The sequence below is a fragment of the Caldanaerobacter sp. genome (assembly GCF_049701115.1).
GTDB lineage: Bacteria > Bacillota > Thermoanaerobacteria > Thermoanaerobacterales > Thermoanaerobacteraceae > Thermoanaerobacter.
Window position 1 is genome coordinate 215888 of the sequence record NZ_JBNATX010000001.1, and the last position, 16149, is coordinate 232036.

The 16149-nt window shown below is 38.1% G+C and carries 18 protein-coding genes; all 18 read right to left on the reverse strand.

The window, feature by feature from the left end; genetic code table 11:
* Positions 1-12: 12 nt before the first annotated feature.
* The 18 genes from ACPLVE_RS01245 to ruvX all read right to left on the reverse strand — a co-directional run bounded on the left by ACPLVE_RS01245 (position 13) and on the right by ruvX (position 16135).
* Entirely contained in the window at positions 13-462 is a 450-nt protein-coding gene (locus ACPLVE_RS01245) for a prepilin-type cleavage/methylation domain-containing protein (protein ID WP_424609101.1), read from the reverse strand.
* Positions 463-466: 4 nt separating this feature from the next.
* Positions 467-1225, reverse strand: coding sequence for a prepilin peptidase (locus ACPLVE_RS01250; protein WP_424609103.1), 759 nt, complete (start codon positions 1223-1225; stop codon positions 467-469).
* A gap of 48 nt (positions 1226-1273) precedes the next feature.
* Entirely contained in the window at positions 1274-1666 is a 393-nt protein-coding gene (locus tag ACPLVE_RS01255) for a type II secretion system protein (RefSeq protein WP_424609105.1), read from the reverse strand.
* 30 nt (positions 1667-1696) lie between these two features.
* The gene (locus tag ACPLVE_RS01260; RefSeq protein ID WP_424609107.1) at positions 1697-2908 is read right to left on the reverse strand and encodes a type II secretion system F family protein; all 1212 of its coding nucleotides are present in this window, start codon (positions 2906-2908) and stop codon (positions 1697-1699) included.
* 10 nt (positions 2909-2918) lie between these two features.
* The gene (locus ACPLVE_RS01265) at positions 2919-3968 is read right to left on the reverse strand and encodes a type IV pilus twitching motility protein PilT (protein WP_424609166.1); all 1050 of its coding nucleotides are present in this window, start codon (positions 3966-3968) and stop codon (positions 2919-2921) included.
* Positions 3969-3973: 5 nt separating this feature from the next.
* On the reverse strand, positions 3974-5644 hold the full coding sequence (gspE, locus tag ACPLVE_RS01270; RefSeq protein WP_424609109.1) for a type II secretion system ATPase GspE: 1671 nt from the start codon (positions 5642-5644) through the stop codon (positions 3974-3976).
* 18 nt (positions 5645-5662) lie between these two features.
* Positions 5663-6505 carry a shikimate dehydrogenase gene (aroE, locus tag ACPLVE_RS01275; RefSeq protein ID WP_424609111.1) on the reverse strand — a complete coding sequence of 281 codons (843 nt, stop codon included), beginning with the start codon at positions 6503-6505 and terminating at the stop codon, positions 5663-5665.
* Positions 6495-6995 carry a YqeG family HAD IIIA-type phosphatase gene (locus ACPLVE_RS01280; RefSeq protein WP_424609113.1) on the reverse strand — a complete coding sequence of 167 codons (501 nt, stop codon included), beginning with the start codon at positions 6993-6995 and terminating at the stop codon, positions 6495-6497. The genes aroE and ACPLVE_RS01280 overlap by 11 nt, the downstream gene beginning before the upstream one ends.
* A gap of 61 nt (positions 6996-7056) precedes the next feature.
* Entirely contained in the window at positions 7057-7752 is a 696-nt protein-coding gene (sigK, locus tag ACPLVE_RS01285; protein WP_424609115.1) for an RNA polymerase sporulation sigma factor SigK, read from the reverse strand.
* A gap of 70 nt (positions 7753-7822) precedes the next feature.
* On the reverse strand, positions 7823-9421 hold the full coding sequence (locus tag ACPLVE_RS01290) for a peptidoglycan D,D-transpeptidase FtsI family protein (RefSeq protein ID WP_424609117.1): 1599 nt from the start codon (positions 9419-9421) through the stop codon (positions 7823-7825).
* Positions 9422-9466: 45 nt separating this feature from the next.
* On the reverse strand, positions 9467-10690 hold the full coding sequence (locus tag ACPLVE_RS01295) for a peptidase U32 family protein (RefSeq protein ID WP_424609119.1): 1224 nt from the start codon (positions 10688-10690) through the stop codon (positions 9467-9469).
* Between the two features lie 3 nt (positions 10691-10693).
* Positions 10694-11332, reverse strand: a complete 639-nt coding sequence (locus ACPLVE_RS01300) for an O-methyltransferase (RefSeq protein ID WP_424609121.1) — start codon at positions 11330-11332, stop codon at positions 10694-10696.
* 12 nt (positions 11333-11344) lie between these two features.
* A complete protein-coding gene (mltG, locus tag ACPLVE_RS01305; RefSeq protein ID WP_424609123.1) occupies positions 11345-12391 on the reverse strand; it encodes an endolytic transglycosylase MltG in 1047 nt (348 codons plus the stop codon).
* Between the two features lie 82 nt (positions 12392-12473).
* Positions 12474-12944, reverse strand: coding sequence for a QueT transporter family protein (locus ACPLVE_RS01310; RefSeq protein ID WP_424609125.1), 471 nt, complete (start codon positions 12942-12944; stop codon positions 12474-12476).
* Between the two features lie 22 nt (positions 12945-12966).
* A complete protein-coding gene (locus ACPLVE_RS01315) occupies positions 12967-14631 on the reverse strand; it encodes a ribonuclease J (RefSeq protein WP_424609126.1) in 1665 nt (554 codons plus the stop codon).
* A gap of 88 nt (positions 14632-14719) precedes the next feature.
* Positions 14720-15157: a Fur family transcriptional regulator gene (locus tag ACPLVE_RS01320; protein ID WP_424609128.1), complete on the reverse strand. Its 438-nt coding sequence runs from the start codon at positions 15155-15157 to the stop codon at positions 14720-14722.
* A gap of 193 nt (positions 15158-15350) precedes the next feature.
* Positions 15351-15647, reverse strand: coding sequence for a DUF1292 domain-containing protein (locus ACPLVE_RS01325; protein ID WP_424609130.1), 297 nt, complete (start codon positions 15645-15647; stop codon positions 15351-15353).
* A 68-nt stretch (positions 15648-15715) separates the two neighbouring features.
* Complete coding sequence (gene ruvX, locus ACPLVE_RS01330) at positions 15716-16135, reverse strand: Holliday junction resolvase RuvX (protein ID WP_424609168.1); 420 nt, start codon at positions 16133-16135, stop codon at positions 15716-15718.
* Positions 16136-16149 lie beyond the last annotated feature (14 nt).

Below are 16149 nucleotides of genomic sequence, written 5' to 3' on the forward strand. Positions count from 1 at the left end.
ATAATATCACCCTCAGTAAATTCCTTTCATCATAATACGCCCTGTCGCCGGAAGAATAGTTATTTCTATTTTCTTATTTTCATTTTTTAAAGTAATAGTGCAACCCCCGCTGGAAGGTACCCCTGTTTCCTTGAAACTTATCTCTTTTGATATATTTTTCTCTATTGTCACGCCCTGAGGAAATTTTCGTTCCTTAATAATTCTATTGTCATTATAAGCAATTAAATAATATCCCCTTCCACCCTCCGCAACATCAAAATAAAGAATCTCTCTTTCAAAAATGCTCTTCTGCTGTATATACCTTAAATCTTTTACAACTTCTTCTGCCAGCACTTTAAGACTTAAATTGGATTTAGAAGCGTCAAGAAAACTCGTAGAAGGGATAACTAGTAAAAAAATTAAAAACAAAATAGCTAAAGTCGATATGAGCTCTATTAAAGTTAACCCCTCTTCCCCCTTCATAAGCTTAGCCCCTTATGAGTTTTAAATAGTAATTTAAAATCTCATATCCGTATAAGATTGAAATAAGCCATCCTAAAGATAGATAAGGTGCAAAAGGTATGTAGTCCTTTCTGCTCTTTATCTTAAAAAGTACAAGTAAAACACCTGCCAAAGCTCCCAACACAACACCCAGCAACAAATTTAAAAGCACAAGCTTCCATCCTATAAAAAAGCCTATAAGAGCCATTAATTTTACATCTCCTCCCCCCATTTCCCCTCCTGAGAGAAAAGAGATGAGAAGGAGTATGCCCCCACCCAGTAAAAGCCCCAGAATGTAGTCTAAAAAGCCATAACTATACATGAGTAGTCTAAAAATTAAAGCACCTATAAATCCAGTTATTATTATGCTATTGGGTATGATTTTGTGTTCCGAATCTATAAAACTTGCTGAAATCAGCACAGAAGAAAGAAACATGTAAGAAAAAGCCTTTACATCCAGCCCAAATTTAGAGTAAATTATTACAAATGCAATTCCTGTAAGCAGCTCCACAACAGGGTATCTTATTGAAATTTTTTCTCCACAGTACCTGCATCTTCCTTTAAGTAAAATATAACTCAATATTGGTATTAAATCAATACCATTTAATTCATGGCCACATCTGGGACAATGGGAAGGAGGGTATATTATGGACTCTTTTCTGGGAACTCTATATATGACCACATTTAAAAAACTTCCTATAACTGTGCCGAATAAAAATATGAGTATGTAAATTAGCATTTTCATGAAAACTTCCTCCTAAAAAATATTAAGGAGGGCACAAAAATGTGCCCTTTATTTGATTATTTCGTATGTAGCAGTAGCTAATACACTGCCCTCATCAATATATACTTCTACTTTATTGTTAGTAGTATCAAATTTAATTTTAAAAGAAGCATTCTCTTTAGATTGCGGTTTATATTCATCAGCTAGATAACCTTCACTTTTCAGGGTTCCAACATCTAAACTTGTTGGTACACTTCCTTTATCCATTACATATCTTGCAGCTGCTTCAGCTATAATTTGTGCTGAAGCTTTATCAGCTTTTTCTTTAGCAGAAGAGAGAGTTCCCGCAAATCTCGGCACAGCAATTGCTGCTAATATTCCTAATATTGCAATTACAACAATCAACTCAATTAGTGTAAAACCTCTTTCATCCTTATTGAGTGCCTTTACAAACCATTCCATACTCCTTTTTCACCCCCTTTCCCCTTGAATTTACCTTCCAATGAAATTGTATAACTCAAACAGTGGCATTATTATTGAGACGACTATGAAGCCTACCACTGTTGCAAGCATTAGAATTATAATTGGCTCTAACAAAGTTGTCATCTGTGATACTGCTGTGTCAACTTCTCTGTCAAAAAAATTTGCCGTCTTCTCAAGTATTGTATCCAAAGCGCCAGAGCTTTCTCCAACACTTATCATCTGAATCACCATGGGAGGGAAAATTCCAATTCTTCTCAAGGGTTCAGATAAAGGTAGTCCCTTTTTCACATCTTCCTGTGCCCTTTTTATGCCCTCTGCGACTACTGCATTGCCCACTACCTTCTCTACTACCTCCAGTGCTTTGACAAGCGGGATGCCCGCTCCAATCAAAGTCCCTAAAGTCCTTGCAAACCTTGATGTTATTATCTTTCTATTAAGTACTCCAAAAATAGGCATTTCAAGAAGCATTCTGTCAAAAATTCGCCTTCCCTGAGAAGTCTTTGAAAATCTATATAGGACATAAGTTAAAATGAAGATAAATCCTATGTAAACATACCAATAGTTGGATATTGAACTAGCAATTAAGAGCAAAATTCTCGTAGGGAGAGGTAGCTCGACTCCTGCATTCTCAAACATCGCTATAAATATTGGAAGCACATTTGTCAATAAAAACACTACGACAAAAACTGCCACAATGCTCACAATTGCGGGATATGTCAGTGCCGATTTTACTTTCTGATTGAGGTCATTTTCCTTTTCATAGTGGTCTGCCATCTCATTCATTATCCTGTCAAGAGTACCACTGACTTCTCCCGCCTCCACCATGTTATACAAAAGCATTGGAAAGACGTCTTCTCTCTTCCTCATAGCATCAGAAAGGGTACGTCCTTTCTGCACTTCTTCGTACACTTCTGATAAAGCCGTTTTGAGCTTTTTATTACTAACCTGTTCTTTCACTGTCGAAAGAGAAGTCAGAATAGGAATTCCTGCATTTATCAAAGTAGCAAACTGGCGGCAAAAAACTGCAATGTCTTTGACTTTCACCCTTCTAAAAGAGCTAAAATCCAGGATGTCTTTTTTCACTACTTCTTCTTTTATGTCGATTATGTAATAATTTCTCCCCTTCAATATGTCTATGCACTGGGACTTTGAATCTACCTCCAGAGTCCCTGTAATTAAGTTGCCCCCCATGTCCCTTGCTTTGTAAAAGTACAAAGGCATAAAATCACCCCTATATCATGCGTGAAAAGCTCTCCTGGTCAACGCAGTAAGTTAAGGCGTCTTCCAAAGAGATAACCCCTGATTTTAAAAGGTGCAAAATGGACATGTCCATAGTAATCATTCCAAATTTACTACCTGTTTGAACTGCCGACTGTATTTGGTAAGTCTTCCCTTCCCTTATGAGATTTCTTATAGCAGGGGTTGCAATCATAACTTCCGTGGCAACAACTCTTCCGCTTCCATCTTTTTTAGGAATAAGCTGCTGAGATATAATCCCTTCTAATACGTTGGAAAGCTGTATCCTTATTTGCTGTTGCTGATGAGGTGGAAACACATCAATAATCCTATCAATCGTCTTTACAGCTCCTATCGTGTGAAGAGTGGAAAGAACAAGATGGCCTGTCTCGGCAGCAGTTATTGCGATCTGTATAGTCTCCAAATCCCTCATCTCACCGACAAGTATCACATCCGGGTCTTCTCTTAATGCAGCCCTTAAAGCCGATGCAAAGGATGTAGCATCGTGCCCAATTTCTCTTTGATTTACTATACTTTTATTGTGCTTGTGCAAATACTCTATGGGGTCTTCCAATGTAAGAATGTGACAAGTCCTTTTAGAATTTATCCAGTCCACCATAGCCGCCAGTGTGGTGGACTTTCCACTTCCTGTAGGTCCTGTAACAAGTATCAATCCCCTTGTTTTCAAAGCCAAATCTTTAAGTATGAGTGGAAGTCCCAGCTCCTCTATAGTAGGTATTCTCAAGGCAACAGACCTGATGGCAAGGCTATAACTTCCTCTCTGCTTGTACACATTTATTCTAAACCTTCCCAAACCTGTCACAGAATAGGAAAGGTCAATGTCGCCATTTTCCTCCAGCTTTTTTAGCTGCTCGCTTGTAAGCAGGTCTTTCACTATCTCCTCTGTATCTTTAGGTGTAAAAGGCTCCCCTTCCAATTTCTGGAGAGAACCGTTAATTCTTACAACAGGCGGAACTCCCACTGTGATATGCAAATCTGAAGCTTTTTTCTCCACAACCAATTTCAAAAGTTCAATAGTCTCCATCATCATCATTCCTCATAAGTTAGTCTCACCATCTCTTCGATAGTAGTTTTGCCCTGTAAAATAAGTTTTTTCGCGCTTTCTCTCAAAGTCTTCATGCCATTTTTTATAGCTTTTTCTTCAATCACATCTGAGGAAACCTTTGCATTTATGAGTTCTCTTATGTCAGAAGTCACGGGCATTATCTCGTATATAGGGATACGCCCCCTGTAGCCTGTTCTATTGCAGACAGGACAGCCTTTGCCCTTGAAAAGTGTGACCTCTTCATCTTCCGGAATCCCCAAAATCTCCTTTTCTTCCTTTGAAGCCTTATAGGGAACCTTGCAATTGTCGCACACCTTTCTAGCAAGCCTTTGAGCTATTACTCCCACTACAGAAGAAGCCACCAAATAAGGCTCAATCCCCATATCTATCAGTCTCGTTATCGCACCTGCAGCGTTATTGGTGTGAAGCGTCGAAAGCACCAGATGGCCTGTTATCGCTGCTCTTATGGCGATTTCAGCTGTCTCTGTATCTCTTATCTCCCCAATCATTATTATATCAGGATCCTGCCTTAAGATAGACTTTAGTGCAGTAGCAAATGTAAGCCCTGCTTTTTCATTCACCTGCACTTGATTTATGCCCTCCAGCGAATATTCAACAGGATCTTCTACTGTTATTATGTTCACATTGGGCTTATTGAGCTCTCTTAGCATTGCATAAAGAGTAGTAGTTTTACCACTTCCCGTAGGACCTGTTAAAAGCACGATTCCATTGGGTCTTTTTATCAGTTTATCAAAAAGAGGCAAATCCTCCTCATCAAATCCAAGTTGTTCTTTTGTCATCACAAAGTTTTCCTTGTCAAGAAGCCTTAAAACTATCTTTTCGCCAAACACAGTAGGAAGGGAAGAAACCCTTACATCTACGGTTCTGCCTGACACTGTGAAATCAAATCTTCCGTCTTGTGGAAGCCTTCTTTCGGCGATATTCATATTGGCCATTATCTTTATTCTAGTCACAACAGGAGCATGCGTGCTTTTTATAGTCCTCATGGCTTCTGTAAGTTGCCCATCTACTCTGAAGCGAATCCTTAAGTCCTTTTCTGTCGGCTCAATGTGTATATCTGAGGCCCTGCTTTTCACAGCCTGCTCAATTATAGAATTGACAAATCGCACAGCAGGAGCATTTTGGATTTCTTCCAGCACTTCTTGAGGTAGGCTTTCCTCTTCTTTAAATTCCTTTTTAAATTCCTGAGCTGCTTTTTCTGCCTGTTCTTTGCCATAGATTCTATCTATAGCTTTTAGAATGCTGCTTTCAGATGCAATCAAAGGTTTTACATTTTGTTTAGTTATAATTCTCACATCGTCCAAGGCAAAAATATTGAGGGGGTCTGCCATTGCTACATAAAGGCCGTCTTCGGCTTTTTTAACAGGAATGAGTATATGCCTTTTGGCCACAGATTCAGGAACAAGCTTTGCAACCTCAGGGTCAATGTAGTATTTATGAAGGTCCACATGGGGTATTCCGAGCTGAAATTCAAGAGCTTCTAATATCTGATTTTCTGTCACATACCCGAGCTTTGTAAGGACTTTCCCCAATTTTTCCCCTGTTTTGCTCTGCACTTCCATGGCATGTTTCAGTTGTTGTTCCGTGATAAGCCCCACTTCCACTAGAAGTTCCCCGAGTTTTTTCTTGGCCATAAAAATAACCTCTTCCCTCTACATTTCTCCCCTTATTTTCTCATACACAAAGTCTTTGTCAAAAAACTCTCCTGTCCAGAGGTAGAAGGCATAGTTAGCCTGATTCACAAGCATTGAGAGGCCATTTGCACTTTTTACACCGTTTTTTCTTGCGTACTTTAAAAAAAGCGTCTCAGAGGGATTGTATATTAAATCATACACAAAATTAGCCTTTGCCACTACCGCCTCAGAGACTGGAGAGTTATTCACTTCAGGGTGCATACCCACAGAAGTTGTGTTTATGAGAATATCAATTTCGTTAAATTTTTCTACTTCTTCTATACTGCAGTAATCGCATTTCACCTTAAATTCTTCCCTTATGTATTCTGCCAGCGCTTTCGCTTTATTTAAAGTCCTATTGGCTATTACAATTGATTCTACTCCTTCCCTTGCAAGGGCAAAACATATAGCTTTTGATGCTCCTCCTGCTCCCAGTACAAAGGCTTTTCTTCCTCTCACATCCTCTTTCAACTCTTTTAAGGAATCTATAAATCCCTGTACGTCTGTATTGTAGCCTTTTAAAATCCCATTTTCATTGACAACTGTATTCACAGCTCCAATTTTTTCTGCCTCTTCCGTTACAAAATCCAAATAATTCATTACGCTCTCTTTATGAGGGACAGTCACATTAAATCCTTTTATACCTAAAGCTTTTAGTCCTTTTACAGCATTTTCTAATAACTCAGGGGCTACATCAAAAACCACGTACACTCCATTGAAATTGAGCTTTTCAAAGGAGGAGTTGTGTATCAAAGGAGAAAGGCTATGTCTTACTGGATGCCCAATTAGTCCAAAAATCGCTGTGGTGCTATCAATTTTCATATTCCTCAATCCTTTTCAAAATGATTCTTTCCGCCCTTCTCACGATTTTTGTCCAGGCAAGCTCATCATCAGACAAAGGCTTTACTAAAATAGTAAAAAGCCCTACTCTTTTCCCACCTAAAATATCTGTGAATATCTGGTCTCCAATAATAGCCGTCTCGTGGGGCTTTGCGTCCAAAAGCTTTAAAGCCTTTTTAAAAGCACCTTTTCTCGGTTTGATTGCCCAGGCAATACCTGGTATACCAGTTTTTTCTTTAAGTTGATTAACCCTTTTTCTCGTATTATTTGAAACCAGACAGATTTTAAAACCTTCCTTCTTTGCTATTTCCAGCCATTCAACAGTGTATTTATCAAGAAATTTTTCTTTTTTGGGCAAAAGGGTGTTGTCTATATCCAATATAAGGCTTGTAATGCCTTTATTTTTCAAAAAATTCAAGTCGATTTTATGTACACTTTCTACAATCATGTCAGGAATTAGTTTTTTGTACATAAGCCCACCTCATTTAGTTAAAATTATATACTACAAAAAAATAGACTGTCAATAAGACAGTTCACATTGAAAGCTCTTTATAAAGTTTAGTCAGCGCTTTCTTCTCAATCCTTGAGACATAAGAACGAGAAATCCCAAGCATTTTTGCAATTTCCCTCTGGGTCCTTACCTTACCATTGTAAAGTCCGTACCTCATCTCTATTATAATGCGCTCTCTGTTTTTCAAAACGCTATTTAATTTATTGTAAAGCTTTTTAATCTGTATCTTTTTTTCCACCTGATCAGATATTTCATCCTCTTCTGTTCCAAGTACATCCATAAGTGAAATCTCATTGCCTTCCTTATCTACCCCTATTGGGTCTTGAAGAAAAACCTCTCCCCTCATCTTCTTTTCGGCCCTTATAGACATGAGAATTTCATTTTCTATACACTTGGCAGCATATGTGGCAAGGTGAGTACCCTTTTCAAAGTCGTAAGTATCTATGGCCTTAATTAGTCCGATTGTCCCTATAGAGATAAGGTCATCTAAATCTCTCCCCGTCCCACTGTACTTTTTCACTACATGTGCCACAAGCCTCAAATTTCTTTCAATCAGCACGTTTCTTGCCTCTTCATCTCCGTTCTTATAGGCTTCCAAATATTTTTTTTCTTCTTCTGGAGTCAGAGGATTAGGAAAGGAATTTGTATTGCTTAAGTAACCCAAATTTATTATCTCTCTTACAACTGCCCCTAAAAGTGCAGCAACGACTTCCCACATGGCCGCCACCTCTTTTTTTATAAATTACACATTTTATTATATGGTTTTGCCTGAAAAAGGTGCCTGTACATCAGTATTTAATTATTTCCTCGGCTATTTCTTTAAAAATAGGGGCAGCCTTTACTCCTCCTGTATCTCCGTTTTTAACAAATACAGCAATAGAATACTTTGGATTTTCATAAGGCACAAAGCCCACAAACCAAGCATGATATATATTTAATTCTTTGTTGACCTCTGCAGAACCTGTTTTCCCAGCACTTTTGCAAAAAGTCTCTGCTCTTTTCCCTGTCCCTTCCGGGTCAACCACCACTTGCCTCATCATATACCTCAAAATTTGAGCCGTATCGCTTTTCAAAACCCTATAGGGTTCACGGGGTAAAAATCTCTTGATTTCTTTTCCATCGTCATCTACTATTGCCTCCACGAGTCGGGGAATGTTTCTTACACCCCCATTTGCAATAGTAGCTACTATATCGGCAGCCTGAAGCGGAGTCATAAGTACCTCTCCCTGACCTATCGAAAGATTTCCAATGCCAGCACCGTACGTGTCAGAAAGCTTTGGAAGCCTTCCTACATGTTCGGGTATTGGAAGTCCATCATCTTTTTCTATACCAAACTTTCTTGCCATCTCCAAAATAGCATTTGCACCTGTTATCTCACCTATCCTTATGAAAGTTGTATTGCAGGACACAGCAAAACCTTTGACTATGTTTATAAAGCCATGACTCTCTCCTCTAAAATCGTGAAAAATAACTCCATTTATATCATAGCTTCCACTGCAGTAAAAGGTATCTTCTAAGCTGACTTTCCCAGATTCTAAAGCTGCTGCAGCAACTATGATTTTAAAAATAGATCCAGGAGGATAGCCAGATACGGCTTTATTTATAAACTCTTCATTAGTGCTTTCCAGATAATCTTCTATCCTGTTCTGATCAAAATTGGGTCTACTAGCCATTGCCAGTATATCACCTGTCGTCACTTCTAACACAACTGCCGCTCCTTCTATACCATGCCTATCAAGTACGTCTTCTACTACTTTCTGTATATGGTAGTCAAGGGTAGTCTTTATGCCAAAAACTTTCTCTTGAGCAGTTTGTATTTTCACTCCCAACCCTTTTATATAATCACTTCTGCTGCCATCAGTAAAAACCGCGATGCTGTCGCTGGCATCCGTAGTCAAAACTTTATCGAAAGTCTCCTCAAGCCCCATTTTTTTATCTCCAATGTATCCTATGACATGTCTTGCGAGAGAATTTGAAGAATATCTTTGAGGAAGTTCAAGTGTAAAAATCCCTACAGGCAGGTTCAAATTTAAATCCTTTTTAACCTCATATTTAAGGTAATCTTTATTTTTTTTAAAATCTTCTTTAATTTTTTCTAGAGGAAGTTCTGTAATTTTGCTGATAATCTCTATGGCTTTCCCTTTATCCTCCATCATCTTTGGTATGGCAAATACATATCTCCTGTAGTCCCTATCTGTAAAGGGAATCATGTGTCTATCGTAGATTTCTCCTCTTCTATTCAATAATTTGAAACTCTTAATCCTTTGCTCCATAGCTTTTGAAGAGTAAAAGTTGTAATTTATAATCTGTATATAAAAAAGTCTCGCAACCAATGCAAAAATCAGAAAAGCCATAACCGCTCGCAGAAACACTATCCTTTTCCCCATAAAAATAGCTCCTTTCAGGAACCATTATTCCCAAAAGGAGCTTTTTTAAACATTGCTTTTAGCTTCTCTTCTTAAAATATAAAGCTCTTCAACAGGATTAATAACCGGAATTTTCACTATCATCTGCGGATGGGGAGCTACCTCTATCTTTTTTCCTTCCTCATCCCACATCTTTTCAATCTTCTGCTTAAATTGAACTTTAGGTCCTATAATTTCCACTTCGTCTCCAACAAACATCCTGTTCCTCTGCTCTACAACCGCTATCCTCGCCTCAGGGTCATATCTCTTGACAATGCCCACAAAGTCATGGGTGCGGATGTATTTAGAAGACTCATAATTTTGAGCATCCGCTCCTGGCCTGCCAAAATAAAAACCTGTGGTAAATCCTCTGTGGCTTGCCTTCCCCACTTCCTCAAGAAGGCTCCTGTCAAAAACGTAATCCTTCCCTTTTTCAAGGTAATCGTCAATTGCCTTCCTATAAGCCCGTGTAACTACCGCAACATAATATGCACTCTTGTTTCTCCCCTCAATTTTAAAACTTGTAACTCCAGCTTCTACCAATTGAGGAATGTACTCTATCATGCACAGGTCTTTTGAATTCAAAATGTAGGTACCTCGCCCGTCCTCCTCAATAGGAAAATATTCGCCCGGCCTTTTTTCCTCCATCAGGTAATATTTCCACCGGCAGGGCTGCGCACATTCCCCTTTATTAGCGTCTCTTCCCGTCAGGTAATTGCTCAAAAGGCATCGCCCTGAATAGGATATGCACATAGCACCGTGCACAAAAGCCTCCAATTCTAAAGAAGGAGGTGTCTTATCCCTTATTTCTCTTATTTCCTTTAAAGAGAGCTCTCTTGCTAAGATTATCCTCTTTGCTCCTAATTTGTGCCAGAAGTTTGCAGTCAAATAATTTACAGTATTAGCTTGTGTGCTTATGTGTACATCTATCTCAGGAGCAATTTCTTTAACTATAGAAAAAACTCCTAAATCAGAGACAATAAAAGCATCTACTCCGAGGTCTGCAACCTTTTTTATATAATCTGGAAGTTCTTCTAAATCCTCATTACGAGGGTATATATTTATGGTTATATAAGCTTTTTTATTGCTTTTCTTAAGAATTTTTATTCCTTCCTTTATTTCATCAAGAGTGAGTCCCACATAAGCCCTTAAACTGTAATTTTGACCACCAAAGTAGACAGCGTCTGCCCCATATTTTACGGCGACCTTTAGCCTTTCCAAATCCCCAACTGGCGCCAAAAGCTCTAACATAAATCACTCCTCCCTAATGCTTAAAGCCAATCCATCTCCTAAAGGCAAAATAACCGTGTAAAAATGCTTATCTTTTTTTAACACTTCTATAAATTCTCTCATCCTGTACACAATCGTCCTTCTCTTGTGCTTCACGTGTTTTTCTCCAACCACATACCCTTTATAAAGGATGTTATCCCAGAGGACAATCCCATCTTGTGGAATAAATTCTCTTATCTTTTTGTAAAACTCAAAATACTGGCCCTTTGCTGCATCTACAAAAATAAAATCATATTTTTTTGTCAGATTCTCCAGTACCTCTTCTGCTTGTCCGCAGATTAAATCAATCCTTTCCTCTAGATCAGCTATTTTAAAGTTTTTCTTTGCAATCTCAGCAAGGTTTATATCCCTTTCAATTGTAACAATTTTAGACTTTTGATAGGACCTTGCCATTATTATGGTGGAATATCCTATGGCTGTTCCTATCTCCAGTATATTAAGAGGTTTTTTAAGCCTCACCATAAAGCTCAAAAAAGCAGCCACTTCAGGCTTTGCTATAGGAATGTAATTTTCTTCTGCAAATTTTCTCAGTGGCTTTAAGTCTTCATACAACTCCTCGTGAAAAGACCTTATAAACTGTATATCATGATAGGTTATCTCCATCGCCTCAACCCTTCATTTCCTGTTTTTCTCTTGTTCAATTTCTCTTTGGGCTTTTAGATGGTCTTCATAAGTTTTAGTAAAAATATGCGTACCATCTCCCTTGGCCACAAAATAATAATAATCATGCTCAGAAGGGTTTAAAGCAGCCTCAATGGATTTTAAACCAGGATTACAAATGGGCCCAATCGGAAGTCCGTAATGTTCATAGGTATTATAAGGAGAATCAACTTTTAAATCTTGGTATGAAAGCACTTCCTTATGAGTTCCCAGGGCATATTCAACTGTAGGACAAAGTTCCAGTTTCATTTTTTTCTTCAACCTGTTATAAATAACCCCTGCGATAATAGGCCTTTCCTTATCCACCACTGCCTCTTTCTCTACGATAGAAGCCACGATGACAACCTCATCGGGAGTCATTCCAACTTTTTGAGCTTTATCCTTAATCACACTCTCATAAACCTCATTAAATCTTTTTAGCATCATATCTATTATCTCTTTTTCATTATAATTCACAGGGATAAAATAAGTGTCAGGGAAAAGATATCCTTCTAACCTATTTGGCCTATCCTTTGGGATATTTTTTAAGAAAGAATACTCAAAATCTCCATTCTGCGCTACTTCTAAAAACTTTTTCTCATCGACAAGCCCTGTTTGAGCCAATTTTTTTGCTATATCTTTAACAGTATACCCTTCGGGAATTGTGACTTTAAAAACATCCATTTCGGATTTTCCTGCTGCTATTTTTTCAATAATCTGATCAACCGTCATATTCTGACTTAACAAATATTTCCCAGCCTTAAGCTTGCCATCTGCTTTTAATATTTTTGCCCTCCAAACAAAAAACCACTCATTTTTAATCAAATTTTTTTCCTTTAAAAGCTTTGCTATCTGGTGAGCAGAATAACCACTAGGTATATTAACAACCACTTCCTCTGATGCCCTTATAGACACTGGCTTAAAAAGGCTTTGATAATAAAAAGAAGCAGAAACAAAAAGGAAAATTAAAGCAGCTATAAGTATAAAAAATTTACTTTTGCCTTTTGTTTCGACTTTATTCATCTTATTTCTCTCCTTACAGGGGTATACATAAATTATATAATTAATCAAAAATAAAAACAAGTAAGCCTAAAAAGCTTACTTGTCAGAGAGAATATCTATCTTTTATCCTTTTATAAGCGACTAGAACAGCGTAACCAAATACACCCGTCACAATCGCCTCACTCAATGCAATGTCGATTGCAACAATGTAATAAGGCATTTTTAGAAAATAGCTCACCCATATCGAAACAAACAAAGCATTCAAAATGATAGGGGGCAAAATAGCCTGATAAAACTTTTTTGCTTTTGATGTAAGGTACGCAGCTATAAGAGTTACAAAACTCCCTCCTAAAATATCTATAATGCCAAAGGGACTCCCTATATTCGCCAAAAGACATCCAATGAAAACCCCCCAGATGGCAGCCGGTTCTATCATCGGCAAAACCACTAAAGCCTCTGAAAGCCTAAACTGAATAGGGCCATAGGAGACACTGCCGAGCAAAAAAGTCACTGCAAAATAAATTGCTGCAATAACCCCCGCCTTTACAATGTATCTTACATCGATTTTACCCATTTCCCTCTCTCCATTCTTTGTGTTAAATTTCCATTATAATAGGCAGTATCATTGGATTTCTTTTAGTTTTCTCATACAGGAAATTGCTTAAATTATCCTTTATCATGGATTTTATAGTAGCCCATTCGTTTATCTCTTCTTTTTCGCATTTTGCCAAAACTTCCCGCACAACATTCTTTGACTCTTCCATCAAATCCTCGGATTCTCTAACATACACAAATCCACGAGAAATAATGTCTGGACCTGCTATTACCGCTCCCGTCTCTTTGGAAATGGTCACAACCACAACCAAAAGACCATCTTGAGCCAGATGCTTCCTATCTCTTAATACAATATTACCCACATCTCCTACGCCCAATCCATCTACTAACACCTTACCAGCCGTTACCGTACCCGCAATTCTGCCTGAATCCTTTGTAAACTCAAGCACAGTCCCATTATCCACGACAAAGATGTTTTCTGGCGGCATTCCAAGACTTTCAGCAAGCTTTGCGTGTTGCACAAGATGTCTGTACTCTCCATGGACTGGTATAAAAAATTTCGGTTTTATAAGGGTGTGCAAAAGTTTAATCTCTTCCTGGCAGGCATGTCCAGAAACATGTATATCTGCTAAAGCTTCATAAATTACATTGGCACCCTTTTTAAAAAGCTGATTTATCACCCTTGAAATTAGCCTTTCATTACCAGGGATTGGAGAAGCAGAGATTATCACCGTGTCACCCGGCACAATTTCAACTTTCTTATGTTCAGAAGAAGCCATCCTGGTGAGAGCCGACATGGGTTCTCCTTGACTTCCAGTAGTTACTATGACTACTTTATTGTGGGGAAGTTTATTTGCTTCATCTAAATCTATCAAAAGTCCCTCTGGAACCGTCAAATATCCAAGCTCCATGGCTACATTTACTACGTTTATCATACTCCTTCCAGATATTGCTACTTTCCTCCCGTATTTCTGAGCAGAATTTATTATCTGTTGGACTCTGTGAATATTTGATGCAAAAGTCGCTACAATTATCCTTTGTTCGGCCTTTCTGAAAAGATTATCAAAAGTTTCTCCTACAGTTCTTTCGGACATCGTATAGCCCGGTCTTTCAATGTTTGTGCTGTCGCAAAGCATAACCAGTACGCCTTTTTCTCCAAGTTGAGCAAAACGGTGTAAATCCGGTACTTCCCCATCTATTGGAGTAAAGTCGATTTTAAAATCCCCTGAATGAAAAACCGTTCCTATCGGAGTGTGAATAGCCAGAGCCGCCGAATCCGCAATGCTGTGAGACGTCCTTATAAATTCCACTTTAAACTGCCCGATTTCTACTGTCTCTCTTGGTTTTACAGTGATTAGTTTGCTGTCTCGTAAAAGGCCGTGCTCTTTTAATTTATACTCCACAAGACCTATCGTGAGTCTCGTGCCATAAATTGGGACGTTGAGCTGCTTCAACACGTAGGGCAGAGCCCCTATATGGTCTTCATGCCCATGGGTGAGCACAATAGCTTTAACTTTTTCCCTATTTTTCAATAAATAAGTAATGTCGGGAATGACGAGGTCAATTCCCAACATCTCATCGTCAGGGAAAGCGAGGCCACAGTCTACTACAATAATGTCATTTCCATACTCGAATACAGTCATATTTTTGCCAATCTCATTTAACCCGCCCAAAGGAATTATCTTCAGTTTTGCCTTGTGTGCCAAATACCTTTCTCCTTTCGTTTATATATTTTCTACCCCTCTCCCCTTTTTAAATAAAAATAGACCCGTACCTTACACCAGTTAATATAAATTATACTTTATTTCTACACTTACTGCAATAACCATAAAACTTTACATTGTGATCAACAATCTTAAAATCTTTTGTTTTTTCAATAAGTTTTTCTAAATCTTCCAGTAAATCTCCTTCCATTTCTATGACATTACCACATTTTAAACATATTAAGTGATGATGCTGATGTGAATCATCTTGATAAAGCTCATATCTATTCCGTCCATCGTCAAAATTCAATTTGTACACAAGCCCTAATTCCTCGAAAAGCTGTAGAGTCCTGTAAACTGTAGCTAATCCTATCTCAGGATATTTTTGCTTCACAAGGTCATATATTTCTTCTGAAGACAGATGTTTATTCTTATTTTCCATTATCACGTCTAAAATCACTCGTCGCTGAGTAGTCAGCTTAAAACCCTTCTCTTTCAATTTTTCCTTGAGTTTATCAAATTCATTCACCTTTTTCACCACCAAATTATTTCAACTACAAATAGTTTATGATATTCATTTTCAATTGTCAACAAGTTTTTGACAAAAATATCAACTATTATTCGCCGTTTTTAATTTCAATTGAAAACAGATAAAATAAAATTAAGATATACCCACAAAGGGTATATCTCAATTTCCAATCCTTTTATTCATCAAAATTTAATCACTCTTCGTCATCATCAAAATCTTCTTCCTCGTCATCGTAAAAATCTTCATACTCCTCCATCAATTCATTATAAGCTTCAACTGCTTCATTGAACTCATCTTCATCCTCGATTGCAAGGAAAACCTCATTACCCTCTTCATCGTGCTCTACCTTTAAAATATAGGCTTCTTCGCCATCTCCATCCACAGGCACCACTACTGCATACCTGTTTTCATCCACATCAAAAGATGCTACTAACTCAAAATCCACCGGATGCCCGTGTTCGTCAATCAATTGAATAATTTCTGGTTCCATAAACTTTCACCTCAATTCTACCAAGATAATGTAATTGTATAACATCTCCAGCCAGCTGTCAAGGCTTTTTAGGAATTTTTTTGAGAATCAAGATAGCTCTGGAGTATTATGGTAGCAGCAAGTTTGTCAACAACCTTTTTGCGCTTCCCTCTGGACATGTCTACTCCCTCTATCAAAAGCCTTTCTGCCTGAAGGGTAGTAAGCCTTTCATCCCAAAAAACAACAGGAATTTCTAATGCCTCCTTTAATTTTTCCCCAAACCTTATGACCTTTTCCCCCTGAGGCCCTATTGAACCGTTCATGTTTTTGGGAAGCCCTACTACAACCTTTTCCACCTCATATTTTTTCACAATTTCCTCTATTGCTTTCACATCTTCTACAAAACTTTTTCTTCTTATAGTTGTAATCCCCTGGGCAATTGTTGAAGAAGCATCGCTTACTGCTACTCCAATGGTCTTGTCTCCCAAATCCAATCCCAATACTCTCAAGTTACTCCCCATCC

Bases quoted from the DNA above. Each gene is read 5' to 3' on its own strand.
- ACPLVE_RS01245 (WP_424609101.1), bottom strand. From the start codon at position 462: ATGAAGGGGGAAGAGGGGTTAACTTTAATAGAGCTCATATCGACTTTA.
- ACPLVE_RS01250 (WP_424609103.1), bottom strand. From the start codon at position 1,225: ATGAAAATGCTAATTTACATACTCATATTTTTATTCGGCACAGTTATA.
- ACPLVE_RS01255 (WP_424609105.1), bottom strand. From the start codon at position 1,666: ATGGAATGGTTTGTAAAGGCACTCAATAAGGATGAAAGAGGTTTTACA.
- ACPLVE_RS01260 (WP_424609107.1), bottom strand. From the start codon at position 2,908: ATGCCTTTGTACTTTTACAAAGCAAGGGACATGGGGGGCAACTTAATT.
- ACPLVE_RS01265 (WP_424609166.1), bottom strand. From the start codon at position 3,968: ATGGAGACTATTGAACTTTTGAAATTGGTTGTGGAGAAAAAAGCTTCA.
- gspE (WP_424609109.1), bottom strand. From the start codon at position 5,644: ATGGCCAAGAAAAAACTCGGGGAACTTCTAGTGGAAGTGGGGCTTATC.
- aroE (WP_424609111.1), bottom strand. From the start codon at position 6,505: ATGAAAATTGATAGCACCACAGCGATTTTTGGACTAATTGGGCATCCA.
- ACPLVE_RS01280 (WP_424609113.1), bottom strand. From the start codon at position 6,995: ATGTACAAAAAACTAATTCCTGACATGATTGTAGAAAGTGTACATAAA.
- sigK (WP_424609115.1), bottom strand. From the start codon at position 7,752: ATGTGGGAAGTCGTTGCTGCACTTTTAGGGGCAGTTGTAAGAGAGATA.
- ACPLVE_RS01290 (WP_424609117.1), bottom strand. From the start codon at position 9,421: ATGGGGAAAAGGATAGTGTTTCTGCGAGCGGTTATGGCTTTTCTGATT.
- ACPLVE_RS01295 (WP_424609119.1), bottom strand. From the start codon at position 10,690: ATGTTAGAGCTTTTGGCGCCAGTTGGGGATTTGGAAAGGCTAAAGGTC.
- ACPLVE_RS01300 (WP_424609121.1), bottom strand. From the start codon at position 11,332: ATGGAGATAACCTATCATGATATACAGTTTATAAGGTCTTTTCACGAG.
- mltG (WP_424609123.1), bottom strand. From the start codon at position 12,391: ATGAATAAAGTCGAAACAAAAGGCAAAAGTAAATTTTTTATACTTATA.
- ACPLVE_RS01310 (WP_424609125.1), bottom strand. From the start codon at position 12,944: ATGGGTAAAATCGATGTAAGATACATTGTAAAGGCGGGGGTTATTGCA.
- ACPLVE_RS01325 (WP_424609130.1), bottom strand. From the start codon at position 15,647: ATGGAACCAGAAATTATTCAATTGATTGACGAACACGGGCATCCGGTG.